The sequence below is a fragment of the Enterobacter cloacae complex sp. ECL352 genome (genome assembly GCF_020149545.1).
Taxonomy (GTDB): Bacteria; Pseudomonadota; Gammaproteobacteria; order Enterobacterales; family Enterobacteriaceae; genus Enterobacter; species Enterobacter asburiae_B.
Genome location: NZ_CP083709.1, coordinates 3,231,200 through 3,246,477 on the forward strand (window position 1 = coordinate 3,231,200; position 15,278 = coordinate 3,246,477).

General features: G+C 60.7%; 17 protein-coding genes and 2 pseudogenes. 3 read left to right on the forward strand and 16 right to left on the reverse strand.

Annotation, left to right across the window (positions count from 1 at the left end; genetic code table 11):
* Window positions 1-76: 76 nt before the first annotated feature.
* The 15 genes and pseudogenes from LBF07_RS15685 to LBF07_RS15755 all read right to left on the reverse strand — a co-directional run bounded on the left by LBF07_RS15685 (window position 77) and on the right by LBF07_RS15755 (window position 13,714).
* Window positions 77-1,239 (reverse strand): annotated as a pseudogene (locus tag LBF07_RS15685) (S1C family serine protease).
* A gap of 24 nt (window positions 1,240-1,263) precedes the next feature.
* A complete protein-coding gene (locus tag LBF07_RS15690) occupies window positions 1,264-2,229 on the reverse strand; it encodes a zinc metalloprotease HtpX (RefSeq protein WP_206462050.1) in 966 nt (321 codons plus the stop codon).
* The gene (psiE-GI, locus tag LBF07_RS15695; RefSeq protein WP_016154556.1) at window positions 2,207-2,704 is read right to left on the reverse strand and encodes a heat resistance protein PsiE-GI; all 498 of its coding nucleotides are present in this window, start codon (window positions 2,702-2,704) and stop codon (window positions 2,207-2,209) included. Before psiE-GI ends, LBF07_RS15690 begins: the two co-directional genes overlap by 23 nt.
* A complete protein-coding gene (kefB-GI, locus tag LBF07_RS15700; RefSeq protein WP_019077719.1) occupies window positions 2,701-4,416 on the reverse strand; it encodes a heat resistance system K+/H+ antiporter KefB-GI in 1,716 nt (571 codons plus the stop codon). Before kefB-GI ends, psiE-GI begins: the two co-directional genes overlap by 4 nt.
* Window positions 4,417-4,419: 3 nt before the next feature.
* Window positions 4,420-4,860 (reverse strand): heat resistance system thioredoxin Trx-GI, encoded by a 441-nt coding sequence (gene trx-GI, locus LBF07_RS15705; RefSeq protein ID WP_000786816.1) that lies wholly within the window; start codon window positions 4,858-4,860, stop codon window positions 4,420-4,422.
* The gene (locus LBF07_RS15710; protein WP_019077720.1) at window positions 4,850-5,995 is read right to left on the reverse strand and encodes a hypothetical protein; all 1,146 of its coding nucleotides are present in this window, start codon (window positions 5,993-5,995) and stop codon (window positions 4,850-4,852) included. The genes trx-GI and LBF07_RS15710 overlap by 11 nt, the downstream gene beginning before the upstream one ends.
* A 79-nt stretch (window positions 5,996-6,074) precedes the next feature.
* Window positions 6,075-6,686: a heat resistance membrane protein HdeD-GI gene (gene hdeD-GI / locus LBF07_RS15715; protein ID WP_001090779.1), complete on the reverse strand. Its 612-nt coding sequence runs from the start codon at window positions 6,684-6,686 to the stop codon at window positions 6,075-6,077.
* An 89-nt stretch (window positions 6,687-6,775) separates the two neighbouring features.
* Window positions 6,776-7,663, reverse strand: coding sequence for a heat resistance protein YfdX2 (gene yfdX2, locus LBF07_RS15720; RefSeq protein ID WP_016154558.1), 888 nt, complete (start codon window positions 7,661-7,663; stop codon window positions 6,776-6,778).
* Window positions 7,664-7,765: 102 nt separating this feature from the next.
* Window positions 7,766-8,680, reverse strand: a complete 915-nt coding sequence (gene yfdX1 / locus LBF07_RS15725; RefSeq protein ID WP_016154559.1) for a heat resistance protein YfdX1 — start codon at window positions 8,678-8,680, stop codon at window positions 7,766-7,768.
* Window positions 8,681-8,702: 22 nt separating this feature from the next.
* On the reverse strand, window positions 8,703-9,161 hold the full coding sequence (gene hsp20-GI / locus LBF07_RS15730) for a small heat shock protein sHSP20-GI (protein WP_001275372.1): 459 nt from the start codon (window positions 9,159-9,161) through the stop codon (window positions 8,703-8,705).
* An 87-nt stretch (window positions 9,162-9,248) separates the two neighbouring features.
* Window positions 9,249-9,389, reverse strand: coding sequence for a hypothetical protein (locus LBF07_RS15735; protein ID WP_016154560.1), 141 nt, complete (start codon window positions 9,387-9,389; stop codon window positions 9,249-9,251).
* Entirely contained in the window at window positions 9,389-12,238 is a 2,850-nt protein-coding gene (clpK, locus tag LBF07_RS15740) for a heat shock survival AAA family ATPase ClpK (protein WP_016154561.1), read from the reverse strand. The genes LBF07_RS15735 and clpK overlap by 1 nt, the downstream gene beginning before the upstream one ends.
* A 105-nt stretch (window positions 12,239-12,343) precedes the next feature.
* Window positions 12,344-12,913, reverse strand: coding sequence for a small heat shock protein sHSP20 (gene hsp20, locus LBF07_RS15745; RefSeq protein ID WP_000350435.1), 570 nt, complete (start codon window positions 12,911-12,913; stop codon window positions 12,344-12,346).
* A gap of 34 nt (window positions 12,914-12,947) precedes the next feature.
* Complete coding sequence (locus LBF07_RS15750; protein ID WP_000643630.1) at window positions 12,948-13,229, reverse strand: helix-turn-helix domain-containing protein; 282 nt, start codon at window positions 13,227-13,229, stop codon at window positions 12,948-12,950.
* A 221-nt stretch (window positions 13,230-13,450) separates the two neighbouring features.
* The gene (locus LBF07_RS15755) at window positions 13,451-13,714 is read right to left on the reverse strand and encodes a hypothetical protein (protein WP_001295708.1); all 264 of its coding nucleotides are present in this window, start codon (window positions 13,712-13,714) and stop codon (window positions 13,451-13,453) included.
* A gap of 14 nt (window positions 13,715-13,728) precedes the next feature.
* On the opposite strand from LBF07_RS15755, the gene LBF07_RS15760 reads away from it, so the two are divergent.
* Window positions 13,729-14,016, forward strand: coding sequence for a transposase (locus LBF07_RS15760; protein WP_142476737.1), 288 nt, complete (start codon window positions 13,729-13,731; stop codon window positions 14,014-14,016).
* On the opposite strand, the pseudogene LBF07_RS15765 reads toward LBF07_RS15760, so the two are convergent.
* Window positions 13,967-14,431: pseudogene (locus LBF07_RS15765) on the reverse strand (IS30-like element IS30 family transposase); the annotation flags it as partial. The gene LBF07_RS15760 and the pseudogene LBF07_RS15765 sit on opposite strands and share 50 nt — an antisense overlap.
* Before the next feature lie 132 nt (window positions 14,432-14,563).
* Here LBF07_RS15765 and LBF07_RS24750 point away from each other — a divergent pair.
* Together LBF07_RS24750 and tnpB are read left to right on the forward strand one after the other, a co-directional pair.
* Window positions 14,564-14,896, forward strand: a complete 333-nt coding sequence (locus tag LBF07_RS24750; RefSeq protein ID WP_050586387.1) for a transposase — start codon at window positions 14,564-14,566, stop codon at window positions 14,894-14,896.
* Window positions 14,893-15,240, forward strand: a complete 348-nt coding sequence (tnpB, locus tag LBF07_RS15775) for an IS66 family insertion sequence element accessory protein TnpB (protein ID WP_000609174.1) — start codon at window positions 14,893-14,895, stop codon at window positions 15,238-15,240. Before LBF07_RS24750 ends, tnpB begins: the two co-directional genes overlap by 4 nt.
* Window positions 15,241-15,278 lie beyond the last annotated feature (38 nt).

Genomic DNA, 15,278 nt, shown 5'->3' on the forward strand with positions numbered 1-15,278 from the left:
AGCTAGGGCTCGTAGTTCGGCGCAAGGCTGAAGTCGCTTGGCTGCTTCGCTGTGCAGATCCATGACCCACTTTCCATCAAACTCCCGGTTGTAGTTCCACAAGCATCTCGCGAGTCTTGCCGGCCCGCTCCACTAACAAGACCACAACATCTCCAACGTTCTTGTCGTCTAGCCGGGCCTGTAATGTGGTGACGTCGTCGACGGCGATACCGTCGATGCTGATAACGCGATCGCCGGGCACGATGCCGCCTGCGGTGACCTCGACGCCGACGAGCCCGGCCCTGTGCGCCGCCGAGCCCGGCGTCACGCGCAATACGAATACGCCCTTACTGCCGGTCAGCGCCTGCAGACGCGCGTTGATCTGCTCATCCACCTCGATGCCCAGTGCCGGACGGATGTACTTGCCGGTCTTTATGAGTTGCGGCACCACGCGCATGACGGTATCGACCGGCACCGCAAAGCCTATGCCGGCCGAGGCGCCAGACGGACTGTAGATGGCGGTATTGATTCCGATCAGCCGCCCAGCCGAATCGAGCAGCGGGCCACCGGAATTGCCGGGGTTGATGGCGGCGTCGGTCTGGATCAGGTGATCGATGGCCGGGCCGCCCGCTTCTCCCGGCAACGAGCGGTCGAGCGCGGAGACGATACCAGTGGTGAGCGTCCAGTCCAGGCCGAAGGGGTTGCCGATAGCGAACACCTTCTGACCCACCTTGAGGTCGGCACTGGTGCCGACCGGCACGGCCGGCGGGCTCTTGAAACCGACGCCGATCTTGAGCACGGCGATGTCGTGCGCGGGGCTCATCCCCACCAGCGCGGCCTGGTAGTCGCGGCCGTCGGCCAGTTTGACGGTGGCTTCGGACGCGCCCTGGATGACGTGGAAGTTGGTGACGACGTGGCCGGCGTCGTCCCAGATGAAGCCCGAGCCAGTGCCGCGCGGCACGGAGAACACGTTGCGCGTCCAGACATCGCGTACTAATCGCGTACTAATTGCGCGGTGGTGATGTAGACCACCGAGGCGCGCGATTTTTCGAACAGTTCGATGGTGGTTTTCTCGTCCGCCGCCAGATCGCCACGCGCCATCACGGTGCGTTCTGCTGCCTCGCGCGGACTGAACCATGCCTCGATGGCGGGCAGAAACTGCCACAGCAGCATGAGCGCGGCAATGCAGGCGGTGATGAAGAGCCCGCGCCGGACGAAGCGGTCCGGCGCGGGGCGTTGGTACGGGTCGAGATAGGCCATGAGACGTCTCCTGTTGATGGGCAATCAGCGCCACAGCCCGCTCGGGCGCCAGCGCGGTGGGCGCGTCGCCAAAGCAGATTCCGGCAAAAAATGGGGCGCGCGGAGTGGCAACGCTGATGCTGGCCCAGGCGCCAACGTCAGCAGGCGTGCGATGCGCTCTTGCGTTGCCGGACGCGTACGCAAGCAGGAGTGCTCGGGATTGCCCCATCCCGGCCATAGCCAGGCACGCCAGGAGCGGCTGACCCGCTCGATTTTTGCCAGCACGGACGCCAGCCCCTGCGGGTCGCCAGTCAGTTCCGCCGCAAGGCGGTCAGCGTCGAACTCACGCACGCGAGACAAGCCGAGCTGTGCGAGCAGGGCCAGCTGGGGCGATGCGGCCAATAACAATAGACCAGGCCAATAGACCTCCGCCGCGCCAACCAGCTGCGCGGGCAGGCTGAGCAGGATCGCGATCTGTCCCATAAGGGCCAGTAGGCTCGTGAGGCGACTGTCGGAATCCGCCAGCCCAATGACACGCAGATCCTCATTAGCGATGTGCGCGACCTCGTGCACGAGCACACCCGCCAGCTCGCGTGGGCTCAGGCTGCGCAGCAGGCCATCGGTGAGGGCGATCGATGCCTCCTGCTTCGAGCCGGTGGCGAAGGCGTTGACGACGGCACTGGGCACATAGTGCGGCACCGGCGTGGCGGGCAAACCGGCACGGGCGGGCAGCTCGCGCAATAGGGCCCACATCTTGTGGGCTTCTTGCGGGTGCAAGGCCCGTACGCGGTACAGGCGCAAGCTCAGCGCCGACGCGGCTACCGGTTCCAGCAGCAACGCACCTGCAATGGCAAACAGCGCGAGCCACAGGCAGCCTTCCCCAAACGGCAGTCTCCCTGCTGCGGCTGCGATCCCGACCAGGGTCAGGACCAACAGCCCGGTCTGCAGGCGGTTGAGCCAGCGGTGTTGCAAGAGCGCCGTGCGCGGATCACTGGGATGATGACGGGTCATGCTCAGAGGTCTCGGCGGCGCGGTCGCCGCGCTTGCGCAGCAGCCAGTAGGTCGCACCCAGAGCCAGCGTGGCGCTTGCCAGCGCGGCTATCTTTGCGGGGCTCGCGTCGGAGTCGAGGATCACGAACTTGCGGGAGAGTGCGATCAGCGCGATCAGGACCACCGTCTTGACCTGGATGATGCTGTCCCGACGCAGCGCCACGCGCACGATGGAATGCTTGAACTCCATCGCGATCAAGAGCGTCATGATCATGCCGAACACGCTCTGGAATACCTCGTGGTCCAGGGGATTGAAGGCATCTAGAACCAGCAGCGTGAAGACGATGGAGATGAGCTGGAACAGCGACACCACGATGATGACGGCGATCACCGCCGACAGCACGAGCGCGACGACCTGCTCGAAGCGCTCGTAAAAACTCATGATGGCCAATTGGTCACGTAAGACCTGAAATGGGTTAAGGCGTGTTGATTTCATGACGATGAACTCCCTGGAAAACGGCTGCTGTCGAGACGGCGGCGCATTGCGCTGATGTGTCCTTCAATCAGCTCGGTCGACATGCCAAGCGTCGACATCACCTGTTCCGCCAGCCCAATAGCTGCGGCAAAGGATTGCTGATACACGCGCACGTTGGGCATGGCGCGAAATGCATCGGCCGCGGTCGTACTTCTGCATGACACCCACAAGGTCAGCGCCGGACGGCGCTCGGCAATCGCCTGGGCGATGCGCAACGCTTGCTGGGCATGGGCGAACGTCAGCACCACCAAGTGCGCATGCGTCAAGCCGGCAGCCAGCAAGGTATCGGGCCGACTGGCATCGGCATGGAACACCGGCGCGCCGGCGGCACGCGCGGCCTCGACCTTCTGCGCGTCCGCCTCCAGCAGCAGATGCGCCACGCCGGCGTGGCGAAGAATCTCGCTGACTGTCAGGCCAAGCTCGCCCGCGCCGCAAATGATGACATGGTCTCGATATCGCGTCGTCTGCGCGGCGATCTCGACTTCTTCAGCCTGGGGTGGCTGAATGACGCCGCCGGTGCGGCTCAAGAACCGGGCAAGTACATCGTGATGGCGGATCAGTAGCGGTGCCAGGGCCATGCTGAGCACCAGCGCGACCAGCATGGGTTGGACGACGGTCGCGGGGATCAGATGCTGCTGCAAGACCGTGCCCAACAACAGCAGGGCGAACTCGCCGCCGTGCCCCAACGCTATGCCCGTGCGCCAGGCATCGAGGGCGGACAGGCGCGTCGCCCGCAAGGCCAGCGTATTGAGCAGGATCTTGACCGGTACCAGCACCACCAGCCACGCCAGCACCGCCAGCGGTGCCGAAAGAATCTGTGCTGCGTCCAGTTGCAGGCCGATGGTCACGAAGAACACGCCCGACAACACATCGCGAAACGGCCTGAGGTGGCTTTCCATGTGGTGCCGGAAGTCGCTCTCGCCCAGCACCATCCCGGCGAGGAAGGCCCCCAGGGCGGCAGATACGCCGACCGCGTGCGCAGCGGCGGCGGCGGCCACCACCACGCACAAGGAGACGAGCACGAACGATTCCTCGTGGCCCCGCCGCGCCACCCAGCCCAGCAGGCCATGCAACAGACGGCGCGAGGCGAGGGCCGCTGCCGCGAACAGCAGCAGCACACCGAATACTTCGAGCAGCACATGCTCGATCTTCGGCGACTCGCCGCGCGCCCAGATCGCCAGCAAGGCCAGCAGGGGCACGCTGGCCAGGTCCTGAAAGACCAGCACGGCGATGGCACTGCGTCCGTGGCGGGTGGTGAGCTCGCCTTGGTCGGCCAGTTGTCGGCTGACCAGCGCCGTGGACGACATGGCCGCCGCAGTGCCGAGCAGCGCGGCGCTCTGGCCGGGCTGCCCCAGCCACATCAATAGCAGGATCAGCGGCGGGGCCACGGCGATCATCTGCAGAGCGCCCGCCATCAGCACCGTCCTGCGGGCGAGCCAGAAGTCTCCGAGGGAGAATTCCAGTCCGACCATGAACAACAGCAGCGCCACGCCCAGCTCGGACAGAAAGCTCAGCGTCTCCCCCGGCGCGATCACGCCGATGACTGAGGGGCCCAGTACAACGCCGACAGAGAGATACCCCAGCAAGGCGGGCACTCTGAACGCCGCCGTCGCCATCGCCGCCAGGCTGCAAGCCGCCAGTAGGATTAGTGTAGTGCCGAGCAAGCCCTGCATCGGTCAGCGTCCCACTTGCGTCGACGTCCAGCGCACGATGTCCTGCGCGCCCATCACGCCGGCCTGACGGGCGATCTCCCGCCCACCTTGGAACAGGGCGAGCGTCGGGATGCTGCGGATACCGAACTGCGTGGCCAGGTGGGGCTCAGCCTCGGTATTCACCTTCGCCAGCCGGATCCTCGGTTCGAGCTGGTGCGCCGCTTGCTGGAACTGTGGCGCCATCATCTTGCACGGCCCGCACCATGGCGCCCAGAAATCGACCAGCAGCGGCAGATCGCTGCGCTCCACGTGGCGCGAGAACGTCGCCGTGGTCAACTCGATGGGCTCGCCCGTGAACAAGGGCTGCTGGCAGCGGCCACAGTTGGGATGTTCCGATAGCTTCGCAGTCGGTACGCGGTTGATGGACTGGCAATGCGGGCAGACAAGGTGAAGATCATTCTTCATGGTTCGCCTCCTTGGACCACAGTGAGGCTGCCTCGTTTCGGGTCACAGACAATGCCGACCAATCAACGCTTTGGAGCCAATCGTTCCCGTTTTTGCTTACTCCGGCCTCTTCCAGATGAGCAGCGATGAATGCTTCGGCCTGCATGAGCCACCTTCGGACAGCATCTTCCTTACTAGGAATCAGCAGGATTTCAGAGACGCTGCTGGCATTCAGCCCGTCCACACGGATAAGCAGAAAAATGCGCCGCCACAAACGCGGCATGTCCTTCAGCAGGTCAAATGCAAAAGCGAACTCGCTCGACCGATCAATCAGCTCCTCCTGTTCCGCGATCGTTGCGACATCGGGATGCTGACTGCCAGCGAAAATATCGGCCAGCTTGAGTGTGTCATCGTGCTGATAAAATTCGAAGATTTCCTCTTCCACCATGGCCTCGGCCACGTCTTGGGCATCCGGTTCGACCGGCGCGTCCAGAGAAACGGATTCGCCAAATTGCCGGCTGCTTGCCACTTCGTTATCCAGGACGGCGAACAGATGCTTCAAAAGACCGGTGTAAGCCTCTTTTTCCCCCGGCACGGATTGCCATTCCACCTTAGCTCGGACAATCGCTTCATCCACCACGTCGCGCAGCGTCGGATAATCGCGCGGTAAATCGCCGACGGCCCGCAGATAAGCCAGCTCACGCCTTGCGACAGCCTCAAGTTTCGACAGTAGAGGCATTCGGGGCACCTCGGCCTCATGGGCGGCTGATGCGGGTTTTGCGGCAATCTGCACCTTGAGCTCGCGCAAGCGCTCGCGTCGTGCTTTGCGCTTGATTTGATCCTGAGCATGCAGTCGGTCAAAATGCTTCTTGGCCTGACGGAACAACGACTGTGCGAGCATCTGCGCGAGGGGCGTCAGCTCGTTATGTGATGCAGTAACGCTGACAATCTTTTTGCCGGGCAGGTGCATATAGCCACTGGCCAGAAATTGCCGCTTGATCTTATCGCGATCAAGGACGATTTGAAGTCGCGCTGAATCTTTAGTGTGTTTGTCGAGCAATGGCTTGAGGGCGTGCTCGATCACATTTCCCAAAGCTCTCTGCCAAGGTTCATGAAACTCTTTGTCGATAGCTCGATAGCTATATTGTATCTGCATGTATGACTCCTTCGATGTCATTTCTATGGAGGCATGAATCGAGGATGCTCATATCCATAGATTTTGGTTTGGCACGCTCTTACCCCAGGCGCGTTTTGCGAAGACTCCAACTCAAGAACAAAAGCGTGACGCCATAGACTGCCGCATGGAAACCCAACAGCCAGCCTGCGGCCACGAATGACTCGACCGGACGGGTAAAAAATATCCACAAGACGATAGCACCAAGGATAATCGAGAGCAGTCCACTGAGGGCAAGCCAGATTTCACCCTTGATTTCCCGACGCAGCCGAACGGCGGCGGATATCTCCAGCACACCGGTGAAAATCGCCCAGAAGCCCACGCTAGCCCATAAAAAAGAAGCCAAGACTATCGTGGCGACCCAAGGAGCAACCAGGACGACGACGCCCGTAAGTATGCCGACAATGCCGCTGAACAGCAGCCAGCCCCAGCGCTCTTTTTTCTGGATATGGCGCACCGCTGCAAACAAGTTGAACGCGCCATTGACCAAGGAAAATGCGCCGAACATGATGGTCATGGCCAACAGAGCCGATTGTGGCATCCAGAACGCGAGGGCTGCAAAAATCAATGCCAAGACACCGCGCAGCACAAAAAGCCACCAATTTTGGCTCAGCGAACACAGTGCTTTGGTGGGGTCATCCGCATTGGAATTGGCGATGGTGTCTGTGTTCATGCAATATCTCCTAAAGATCTATACAAAATAAAAAATCAAACACTCATGGGACAAGAGAGGGGGCGCTATGCGCCCCCTCTCCAGCGGTTTCAGAACAACTTGGACAGTTTTGCCTTGACTTCATCGAGCCAGCCTTTTCCGCAGCCTCCCCCTCCCGTCTTTTCCTTGATTTTCTTGAGTTCAGCGTACAGGGGCTCAAAGTCCTTCCTTTTTCCATAGCCCAGCAGTTCTGCCATTTCCAACTGCTGCCGGGCTTCGTTCAACAATGTCTCCAGGCGCTCATTGGATGCTTCGCTGCGCTGACCATCTTCTACCAGGGGCTCGGCGCGCTTCAGGAGCAGCTTCGCACGCAGGACGGGCAGCGGAAGCACGCTGCGCTCCTCGACCAGCGTGCTGAGCGCTGACTGCAGCGCGGCTTTGGCTTCTTCGATCTTGCCCTGATCGATCAGCGGCACGACTGCCTTCACGGCTGCGGGATAGGACGCCAAAGGGATGTTGGTGACCGTGATCACGATTTCACTGGCCAGCAAAGCCAGCACGTGGCGAGCCTGTTGCACCTCGCCATGTTTGAGGGCATCCAGCGCCTCGTCGGTCATCGCCTCAATGGTTTCCGTGTTGGCGAACAAGTCGTGCACGATGGTGCGCACATCAACGCCGGCCAGGGCGAGCGTGGGTTCGCGCGCGACGATCAGCTCCAGCTTTCCCGTCACTTCGGCCAGCGTTGCCAATGCGCGTGCAGTGTCCTTGCCGTCAAGTGCGGCCAGCGCTGATTTGGTCAGCGACAAGGCCGAGACTGCCTCATCGAGGACTTGTTTACGTTTGTCTGCCGCCTGTGAGTCCGTTTCTTTCTGAACCTCAGGCTGTACCTCCGTGACGACTTCAGGCTTGGACTCTGGACTGACAGGAAGGCTGCTTACCGCGGCCTGTTCGTTTATTCCTTCGTTCGTCGCATTGGGATTCGGTGTTTGCTCATTCATGGTGATATGCCTCGTATGAGATAGTGAAAATAGGCGAATCTATTGGGGCTGAATGCGAACATCGCGAGACTGACCGGCAGAGCAGTCAGCCCCTTCATCACCTCAAAACAGCTTTTGGATGCGCGTCTTCAACTCGTCGAACCATCCCTTGCCGCTTTTGCCACCAGCCGACTTTTGCTCAATGGACTTCACCTGATCGAAGATGGGTTTGAAGTCCGCCTTCTTGCCATAACCCAGGATCTGCGCCATCTCGATCTCCGTGCGCACGGACGACAGCAAGGTGCTGAGCTCCTCGTTCTGCTTGGCATCGCGCCTGTCGGTCTCGGCCAGCTTTTCAGCTTTTGCCATCGCGGCTTCGGCCCGTAGCACGGGCAGAGGAAAGGCGACCGAGGTCACCACCAGCGTGTTCAGTGCTCGGACGAGTTCCGCTTTGGCGTTGTCGATCTCGCCGCTGTCGATGAGCCGTGCGGCCGACTTGATCGCTGCCGGGTACGTTGCCATCGGAAGGTTGTCGGTTTGGATTACGATTTCGCTGGCCAGATTGGCAACGATGGGCCGGGCCTTTTGCACCTCGCCATCACCCAACAACTCCCGAGACAACTTGACCGCTTTCTTTACCGATTCCACGTTGGCGTGGATATCGTGGGTGATGACGCGTACATCGACCGGCGCTAAAGCAAGTTTGGCGTCGCGTGCCAATACCAGTTCCAGCTTTCCGCTGGCCAGTTCCAGCGCAGCAAGCGCCTCCTTGGTCTTCTTTGCATCAAGGAGGGTCAAAGCCTCCTGGGTCTTGGTGAGCGCCGTGATGGCGTCTTGAGTGAGCTCGGCACGCTTTTTATCGGCTTCCCGGGCGGCCTTGTCATCTACCTGTGGCTGTGCCGCCTTGGATGCGGCAGAGGGTGCTGCAGCACCTGGGCTAGAACCTGCCGCCGATTGGGCCAGAGCCGGTCCGCTCAGTCCGACGACGACCGCCAGGGCAAGTGCGGAGAAGGTGTATTGTGGCTGTTTGATATTCATGATCTTGGGCTCTTGGTTGAAGTTAGTTGACTGAGATTTCAATCTGTTTCGGTTTGGCTTGCTCGGCCTTGACAAGCCGCACTTCCAGCACGCCGTCTTTCATGGAAGCCGTCACCTTGGTCGGATCAACGTTGTCAGGCAAGACAAAGCTGCGCACAAAGCGGCCATACGCACGTTCGATGCGGTGGAACTTCTTGCCCTGCTCCTCTTTTTCCAGTTTGCGCTCGCCGCTGATGGTGAGCACACCGTTTTCCGCGCTGACGCGCACGGCATCCTTGGGGACCTCCGGCAGATCCAGCTTGAGGAGGAATGCGTTCTCATCCTCGCTGATGTCCGCCATTGGTGCCCAGTCCGCCGTGGTCATGGCTTCGTTGCCGGTACGGGCGCCCTGTCGCTGGGGTATTCGTCCGAACATCGTCGCCAGGCGGTTTTGCAATTCATCCAGTTCCCGGAAGGGGTCCCACGGTGTCAATGCAGACATATCGGTTCTCCTTGAACAATGCCGACGAATTGGATGACGCACTGAACAGAGCCGTCGGTTTACTCTGAATGGCACCTACTACTGTTTTCAGTTCCGAACAAGTCCTTGAGTCAATTGACGGATATCGCTTTCGTCGAGCGTTTCCCGCGCCAGCAGCTCGCGCGCACAGCGCTCCAGCACCGCGCGGTTGATGTCGAGAATCCGGTAGGCGTGCTCGAACACGCCCATCACGATGCGTCGCTCGCCGACTTCTTCTTGCGCGAGCCTTTGCCAGCGTCGCCGTGCGGCGTCTCGGTCGCCTTCGCGACATCCGGCTGCTCCGGCTCGGCCGGGGTCTGCGGTAGCTCTTTGCGTTCGAACACCACGCGTTCGGCCTTGTCGTCCCAGCGTGCGCTGGCGTGATCGCCCTTGCCGATGCTGCCACCGAGCATCTCGCGCGCCAGCGCAGTTTCCAGCTCGCTGCGGATCAGGCGCTTGAGTTCACGCGCACCGAACTCGGGTTTGTAGCCTTCTTCCGCGAAATGGTCGATCAGCGTCTGATCGAAAGTGAGCGTCACGCCCTGGCTGGCGGCGCTGCGCGCCACGCGATCGAGCTGCAGGCCGACGATGTGGCGGATCTCCTCCTTGCCCAGCGCATGGAAGACGATGATCTCGTCGATGCGGTTGAGGAACTCGGGCCGGAAGTGGCCGCGCAGCACGTCCATGACCTCGGCCTTGGTCTTTTCGTACTCCTCGTCGGCCGCCCCACGCGCCTTCAGCCGTCGCTGGATGATGTCCGAACCCAGGTTGGACGTGGCGATGATGATGGTGTTGGTGAAATCCACCACCCGGCCCTTGCCGTCGGTGAGGCGACCGTCGTCGAACACTTGCAGCAGGATGTTGTAGACGTCAGGGTGTGCCTTCTCGATCTCGTCGAGCAGCAGCACGCTGTAGGGCTTGCGCCGCACCTTCTCGGTGAGCTGACCGCCTTCGTCGTAACCGACATAGCCCGGAGGCGCGCCCACCAGCCGCGCCACGGTATGGCGTTCGCCATATTCCGACATGTCGATGCGCAACAGGGCGTGCTCATCGCCGTAGATCGATTCGGCCAATGCCTTGGCGAGCTCGGTCTTGCCCACCCCGGTCGGGCCCAGAAACAGGAAGGTAGCCACCGGTTTGCTGCCTTCGCGCAGGCCGGCGCGGGACAGCCGCACGGCATCGGCCACGGCACGGACCGCCTCGTCTTGTCCCACCAGGCGCTCGTGCAGCCGTTGTTCCAAGTGCAGCAGCTTTTCGCGCTCTTCCACCGTCAACTCGTTGACCGGGATGCCGGTCAGGCGCGAGACGATCTGCGCCACGTGTTCCGCCTTGACCTCGGCACTGCCGGAGGCCCGCTCCCGCTCCCAGTTCTCGACGAGCTTCTTGAGCTCGGCCTCCTTGGCTTCGATGCGCTTGCCGAGCTCGGCGGCCTGGTCGTACTGCTTGCGCGCGGCCACGTAATCCTGTTCACGCCGCAGCTGGTGCAGTTCGGACTCCAGCTCCTGCACGGCCACCGGCCGGGCCGTGGCCGACAGCTTCACGCGCGCGGCCGCCTGGTCGAGCAGGTCGATCGCCTTGTCCGGCAGGAAGCGCGCCGTGATGTAGCGGTCGGACAACTCGGCCGCCGCGATGATCGCGTCCTCGGAGATGCTGACCTTGTGGTGCGCCTCGAAGGTGTCGCGCAGGCCGCGCAGAATCATGATGGCCTGGGCCACCGTCGGCTCGGGCACCGTCACCGGCTGGAAGCGCCGCTCCAGTGCGGCATCCTTCTCGATGTATTTCTGGTACTCGTTCAGCGTCGTGGCGCCGATCAGGTTGAGTTCACCGCGCGCCATCATCGGTTTGAACACGTTGGCCACGTCCAGCCCGCCTTCGCCACCGCCCTGGCCGGCACCGACGATGGTGTGCACCTCGTCGATGAACAAAATCAGCTCGCCCTGGTGCTCGGTCACCTCCTTCAGCACCTTCTGCACGCGCTCCTCGAACTCGCCGCGATATTTGGCGCCGGCCACCATGGCGTTGATGTTGAGTTCCACCAGGCGCTTGTCGCGCAAGGTCTCGGGCACTTCACCCGCCACCATGCGCTGCGCCAGCCCTTCGACGATGGCGGTCTTGCCCACACCCGGCTCGCCGATCAGCACCGGGTTATTCTTCTTGCGCCGGGCCAGCACCTCGATGGTGGTTTCGATCTCCTGCGCGCGGCCGATCACCGGGTCGAGCTTGCCGTCGCGCGCCATCTTGGTCAGGTCGCGCGAGTACTTGTCGAGTTCTGGCGTGTTGGTCGGCGTCTCAGCGCGTCCATCCTCGGCGCCCTTGCCGACCACCTTGCTGACCTGTTGGCGCAGCGCCTGCGGCGTCAGGCCGTAGCGGCGCAGCAGGTTGGCGGCCAGCCCTTCGCCTTCCTCGGCCAGACCGATCAGGAAATGCTCTGGACCGACATAAGAATGGCCGAGTTCATTGGAGGCCACGAAGGCGCGGCTGAGCGCATCCTTCACGCGCGGCGACACGCCGATCTCGCCCTCGAAGGGCTTGTCCCCGCGCTTGGCCTCAGACTCGATCTGCCGCTTGAGGTCATCGACCTTGATCTTGAACTGACCCAGGATGGTCTTGACCACGTCGCTGTCGGCCAGCGCCAGCAGCAGATGTTCGGTATCCACCTCGGAGCGGCCAAATTCGGCAGCGTGTTTGGCGGCCTCCTGCAACAAGGCTTCCGACTGTTCGCTGATGCGGCTGGCCAGCCCACTGCCGCGACGGCGCGGTGCACCCGAACCTGCGGCGGCGGGCTCGCCAAACGAGGCATCGACCACGTCATCGGTATCGGCGGCAACTGGCGTCGCGTCGTCGCCGATGCGGAAGAAGTCACTGCCGAGGAAGTCCTCGAACAGGCCGCTGCGCGAACCGAACAAGGCTTCCAGCGGCGAAACGGTGCGCTTTTGCTGGCGCACTAATTGCCGGTAATGGTCGTCGCACAACAGCATGGTGCTGTGACGACCGTTGAGATTGGCTTCCACCCGCACGGTGGCGGGTTGGCCGCAGACCTGGCATTGTTTTCTGGCCATGCTGATGCTCCTGAGAAGGTTGAAAAGGTTGAGGCGACGAGGCATCGCGAGCCGCGACACCTCGTCTCGGGCCGGGTTTTTCTTGTGACGAACGAGCCGGCGACGTCAGCCGTTGATCGGGATCGAGCGTCCCTGCTTCGGCGCACTGACCTCGCGCTTGTCGATCGTGACCGTGAGCACCCCGTTCTTGAACGATGCTTTGATCGAATCCTGGTTGGCGTCGTCAGGCAGGTTCAAGGCACGCTGAAAGCTGCCGTAGGAGCGCTCCACACGGTGGAAGCCACCTTCCTTCTTCTCCTGTTCCTGGCGCTTCTCGCCACGCACCATCAGCACGTCGTTGTCGAGGGTGATCTGGATGTCCTTCTCCTCGACACCGGGCACTTCCAGGGCAATCTTGTACTGCTTGTCGGTTTCCTGGATGTCCAGGGCCGGCTTCAGCATGCCCGACCAATCGGATGGCCACTGCGGCATGTTCAACGCCGGAAAACCGAAGCCCCGGAATGCGTCATCGAACAGCCGGTCGATTTCCCGATGCAGTTGCAGGATCGGGCTGACTGGCCCGCTCGCCGCTGGCAGGTCATTGCGCTGCACCGGCAGGGAAGAGGCGGTCTGCTGCTCTTGCTGCTCGTTCTTGAACCAGTTCCAGGGAGCCAACTTCTTGAAATCGATGTCCATGTCATACCTCCAGAAAAATTGGAAAACGAGTTACTCAAGCCCTTTGCCTGCTGCGACGGGCAGTGCGCCCAGGCGACACGGGCTGCTCGGATGACTTCTGCTGTTCACGCTTGCGCATCACCTCCTTCTTTGCTCCGGCTCGGGTCTGATCATTGATGCACTGATCGATTTCACTTTGACGAAGCCGCCACGTCCCGCCCACCTTGAAAGCCGGAATTTCCCCGTGTGCGGCGAGCCGATAAAGCGTCCGCTTGCCGACTTTCAAGTACGCAGCCAATTCATCGAGCGTGAAAATCACCTGTAGGTGCGCTTTCATCTCCCCCTCTCCAATCGCGTCGCTTTGCGGTTCCGGCCAAGGAAATCCTTGCAATACTTTGTAATACTAGACCTACTATGAAAAACTTCAAGAGTCAATGTGCAGCGTTCTCCCGCCCCATTGATGCAGGTCAACTGCTCAGGCAAGGCACAGGGGGGCGGCCTGATCAGGCAATGGACAGCGCCTGGCTCCTCAGCCTGCGTGTGCCACAGGCGCCTCGATCAAACACCGATCCTCACGTTGTAGCCGAGTGCCCGCAGCCCCTTGCTTGTCTGCATGTTCCTTGGCGGAAACTCGTCTGGGCGCGCCCAGACGACGATTTCCCCGAGGCTGCTCAGGCCAACGTGCGGAATTGCCCAGTCGTCGCTGCGGATCGCGTTCCAGAGTCGGGCCGAAACACTTCCGTTGCCCCAGACAACGTAGTTCAACAGTATCCGTCCGGCCAACACACCTTCCCGACACCGCCGCCGAAGGCCATGGCCCATCAAGCGGATTTTCCATGCGCCCTCAGCGCCGTACCTACAGCAAATCTTTCAAGGCCCAGGTCATTCAGGAGTGTTCTGAACCCGGTGCCTCCATCGCAAACATCGCCTTGGGCTACAGCCTCAATGCCAACCTCGTCCACAAATGGATTCGCCTGCTTACCCAGAAAACCACGGCTATCCAGCCAGCGTTCATCCCGTTGCCTTCTCAAATGCTCGGCGCGGGTTCGCATGCTCAAGCGCGCTGCTGTAGATTCAATCTGTCAATGCAACACCCCTTTCAATTATCTCTTTCGGTGTTTTGAACTTCAGTGTCTTTCTCGGTCTGTTGTTTAGCTGAGCAGCAACCAGATCTAGTTCATGTTGAGTATATTGGGCAAGACATGTCTTTTTAGGAAAGTACTGCCGAATTAGCCCATTTGTATTCTCATTTGTTCCCCGCTGCCAAGGACTCTGAGGATCGCAGAAGTAAACTTTAACGCCGGTGCTGACAGTAAATTCTAGATGTCTGGCCAGTTCCATTCCTCTGTCCCATGTCAGTGATTTTCTGAGTTCTGACGGTAAACTCAGGAATTTGTCGGTAAGAGCCTGATTTACTGAGACAGAATCTTTGCCCCTGAGTCTAAGGATGATCGTATAACGTGATTTTCGGTCTACAAGTGTGGCTATATGAGAGTTTTTTGTACCTGAGACTAAATCGCCCTCCCAATGCCCCAGAGTAAGCGTCGTCTGAGTACCGTCTGGTCCCGAATCCAGGATCCTGTAACTTAAGCACCCACTTATTTTGCAGGTGGACACCTCATGCGCGCTAAAGAAAGACTTCCCCGGAAACACTATTCCCCTGAATTCAAAATGGAACTGGTCAGGCTGGCTCTTGAAGAAGAAGGCAGTATTGCCGCACTGGCCCGGAAACATGACGTCAATGATAACCTGCTCTTTAAATGGATAAGGCTCTGGCAGCGTGAAGGGCGGGTCTGTCGGCCCCGAAAAAACTCATCGTCGCTTCCTGCCCTGATACCCGTGCAGCTTCAGGCGGGCTCTTCTCTCCCAACCTTCGAACTACCATCCTGCTCTCCTCCCGCTACCTGCCACATAAAATGTCGGGGAGGAGAAATAACACTGACTCATCCCTCTGCTGAACTCATGAGCACTGTCCTGCGCGAACTGATGCGGGGGCCTGTATGATAAATCTTCCCGCAGGCACAAAAATCTGGCTGGTTGCCGGTATCACCGATATGCGCAACGGCTTCAATGGCCTCGCCGCAAAGGTGCAGACCGCGCTGAAAGATGACCCGATGTCCGGCCACGTCTTCATCTTCCGGGGACGCAGCGGCAGTCAGGTAAAACTGCTCTGGTCCACCGGCGATGGTCTGTGCCTGCTGACAAAGCGACTGGAACGTGGTCGCTTCGCCTGGCCCTCAGCCCGCGATGGCAAAGTGTTCCTGACGCCGGCGCAACTGGCGATGCTGATGGAAGGTATCGACTGGCGACAGCCAAAGCGGTTACTGACATCCCTGACCATGTTGTAGCGCTCTTTATCCTGGTTGTCGCAGAATAAGCCTGGTAA

Bases quoted from the DNA above. Each gene is read 5' to 3' on its own strand.
- LBF07_RS15760 (WP_142476737.1), top strand. From the start codon at position 13,729: ATGCGCCCTCAGCGCCGTACCTACAGCAAATCTTTCAAGGCCCAGGTC.
- yfdX2 (WP_016154558.1), bottom strand. From the start codon at position 7,663: ATGAATGAGCAAACACCGAATCCCAATGCGACGAACGAAGGAATAAAC.
- LBF07_RS15710 (WP_019077720.1), bottom strand. From the start codon at position 5,995: ATGCAGATACAATATAGCTATCGAGCTATCGACAAAGAGTTTCATGAA.
- hsp20-GI (WP_001275372.1), bottom strand. From the start codon at position 9,161: ATGTCTGCATTGACACCGTGGGACCCCTTCCGGGAACTGGATGAATTG.
- hsp20 (WP_000350435.1), bottom strand. From the start codon at position 12,913: ATGGACATCGATTTCAAGAAGTTGGCTCCCTGGAACTGGTTCAAGAAC.
- clpK (WP_016154561.1), bottom strand. From the start codon at position 12,238: ATGGCCAGAAAACAATGCCAGGTCTGCGGCCAACCCGCCACCGTGCGG.
- kefB-GI (WP_019077719.1), bottom strand. From the start codon at position 4,416: ATGCAGGGCTTGCTCGGCACTACACTAATCCTACTGGCGGCTTGCAGC.
- LBF07_RS15690 (WP_206462050.1), bottom strand. From the start codon at position 2,229: ATGACCCGTCATCATCCCAGTGATCCGCGCACGGCGCTCTTGCAACAC.
- LBF07_RS24750 (WP_050586387.1), top strand. From the start codon at position 14,564: ATGGAACTGGTCAGGCTGGCTCTTGAAGAAGAAGGCAGTATTGCCGCA.
- trx-GI (WP_000786816.1), bottom strand. From the start codon at position 4,860: ATGAAGAATGATCTTCACCTTGTCTGCCCGCATTGCCAGTCCATCAAC.
- LBF07_RS15755 (WP_001295708.1), bottom strand. From the start codon at position 13,714: ATGGGCCATGGCCTTCGGCGGCGGTGTCGGGAAGGTGTGTTGGCCGGA.
- hdeD-GI (WP_001090779.1), bottom strand. From the start codon at position 6,686: ATGAACACAGACACCATCGCCAATTCCAATGCGGATGACCCCACCAAA.
- LBF07_RS15735 (WP_016154560.1), bottom strand. From the start codon at position 9,389: ATGGGCGTGTTCGAGCACGCCTACCGGATTCTCGACATCAACCGCGCG.
- yfdX1 (WP_016154559.1), bottom strand. From the start codon at position 8,680: ATGAATATCAAACAGCCACAATACACCTTCTCCGCACTTGCCCTGGCG.
- tnpB (WP_000609174.1), top strand. From the start codon at position 14,893: ATGATAAATCTTCCCGCAGGCACAAAAATCTGGCTGGTTGCCGGTATC.
- psiE-GI (WP_016154556.1), bottom strand. From the start codon at position 2,704: ATGAAATCAACACGCCTTAACCCATTTCAGGTCTTACGTGACCAATTG.
- LBF07_RS15750 (WP_000643630.1), bottom strand. From the start codon at position 13,229: ATGAAAGCGCACCTACAGGTGATTTTCACGCTCGATGAATTGGCTGCG.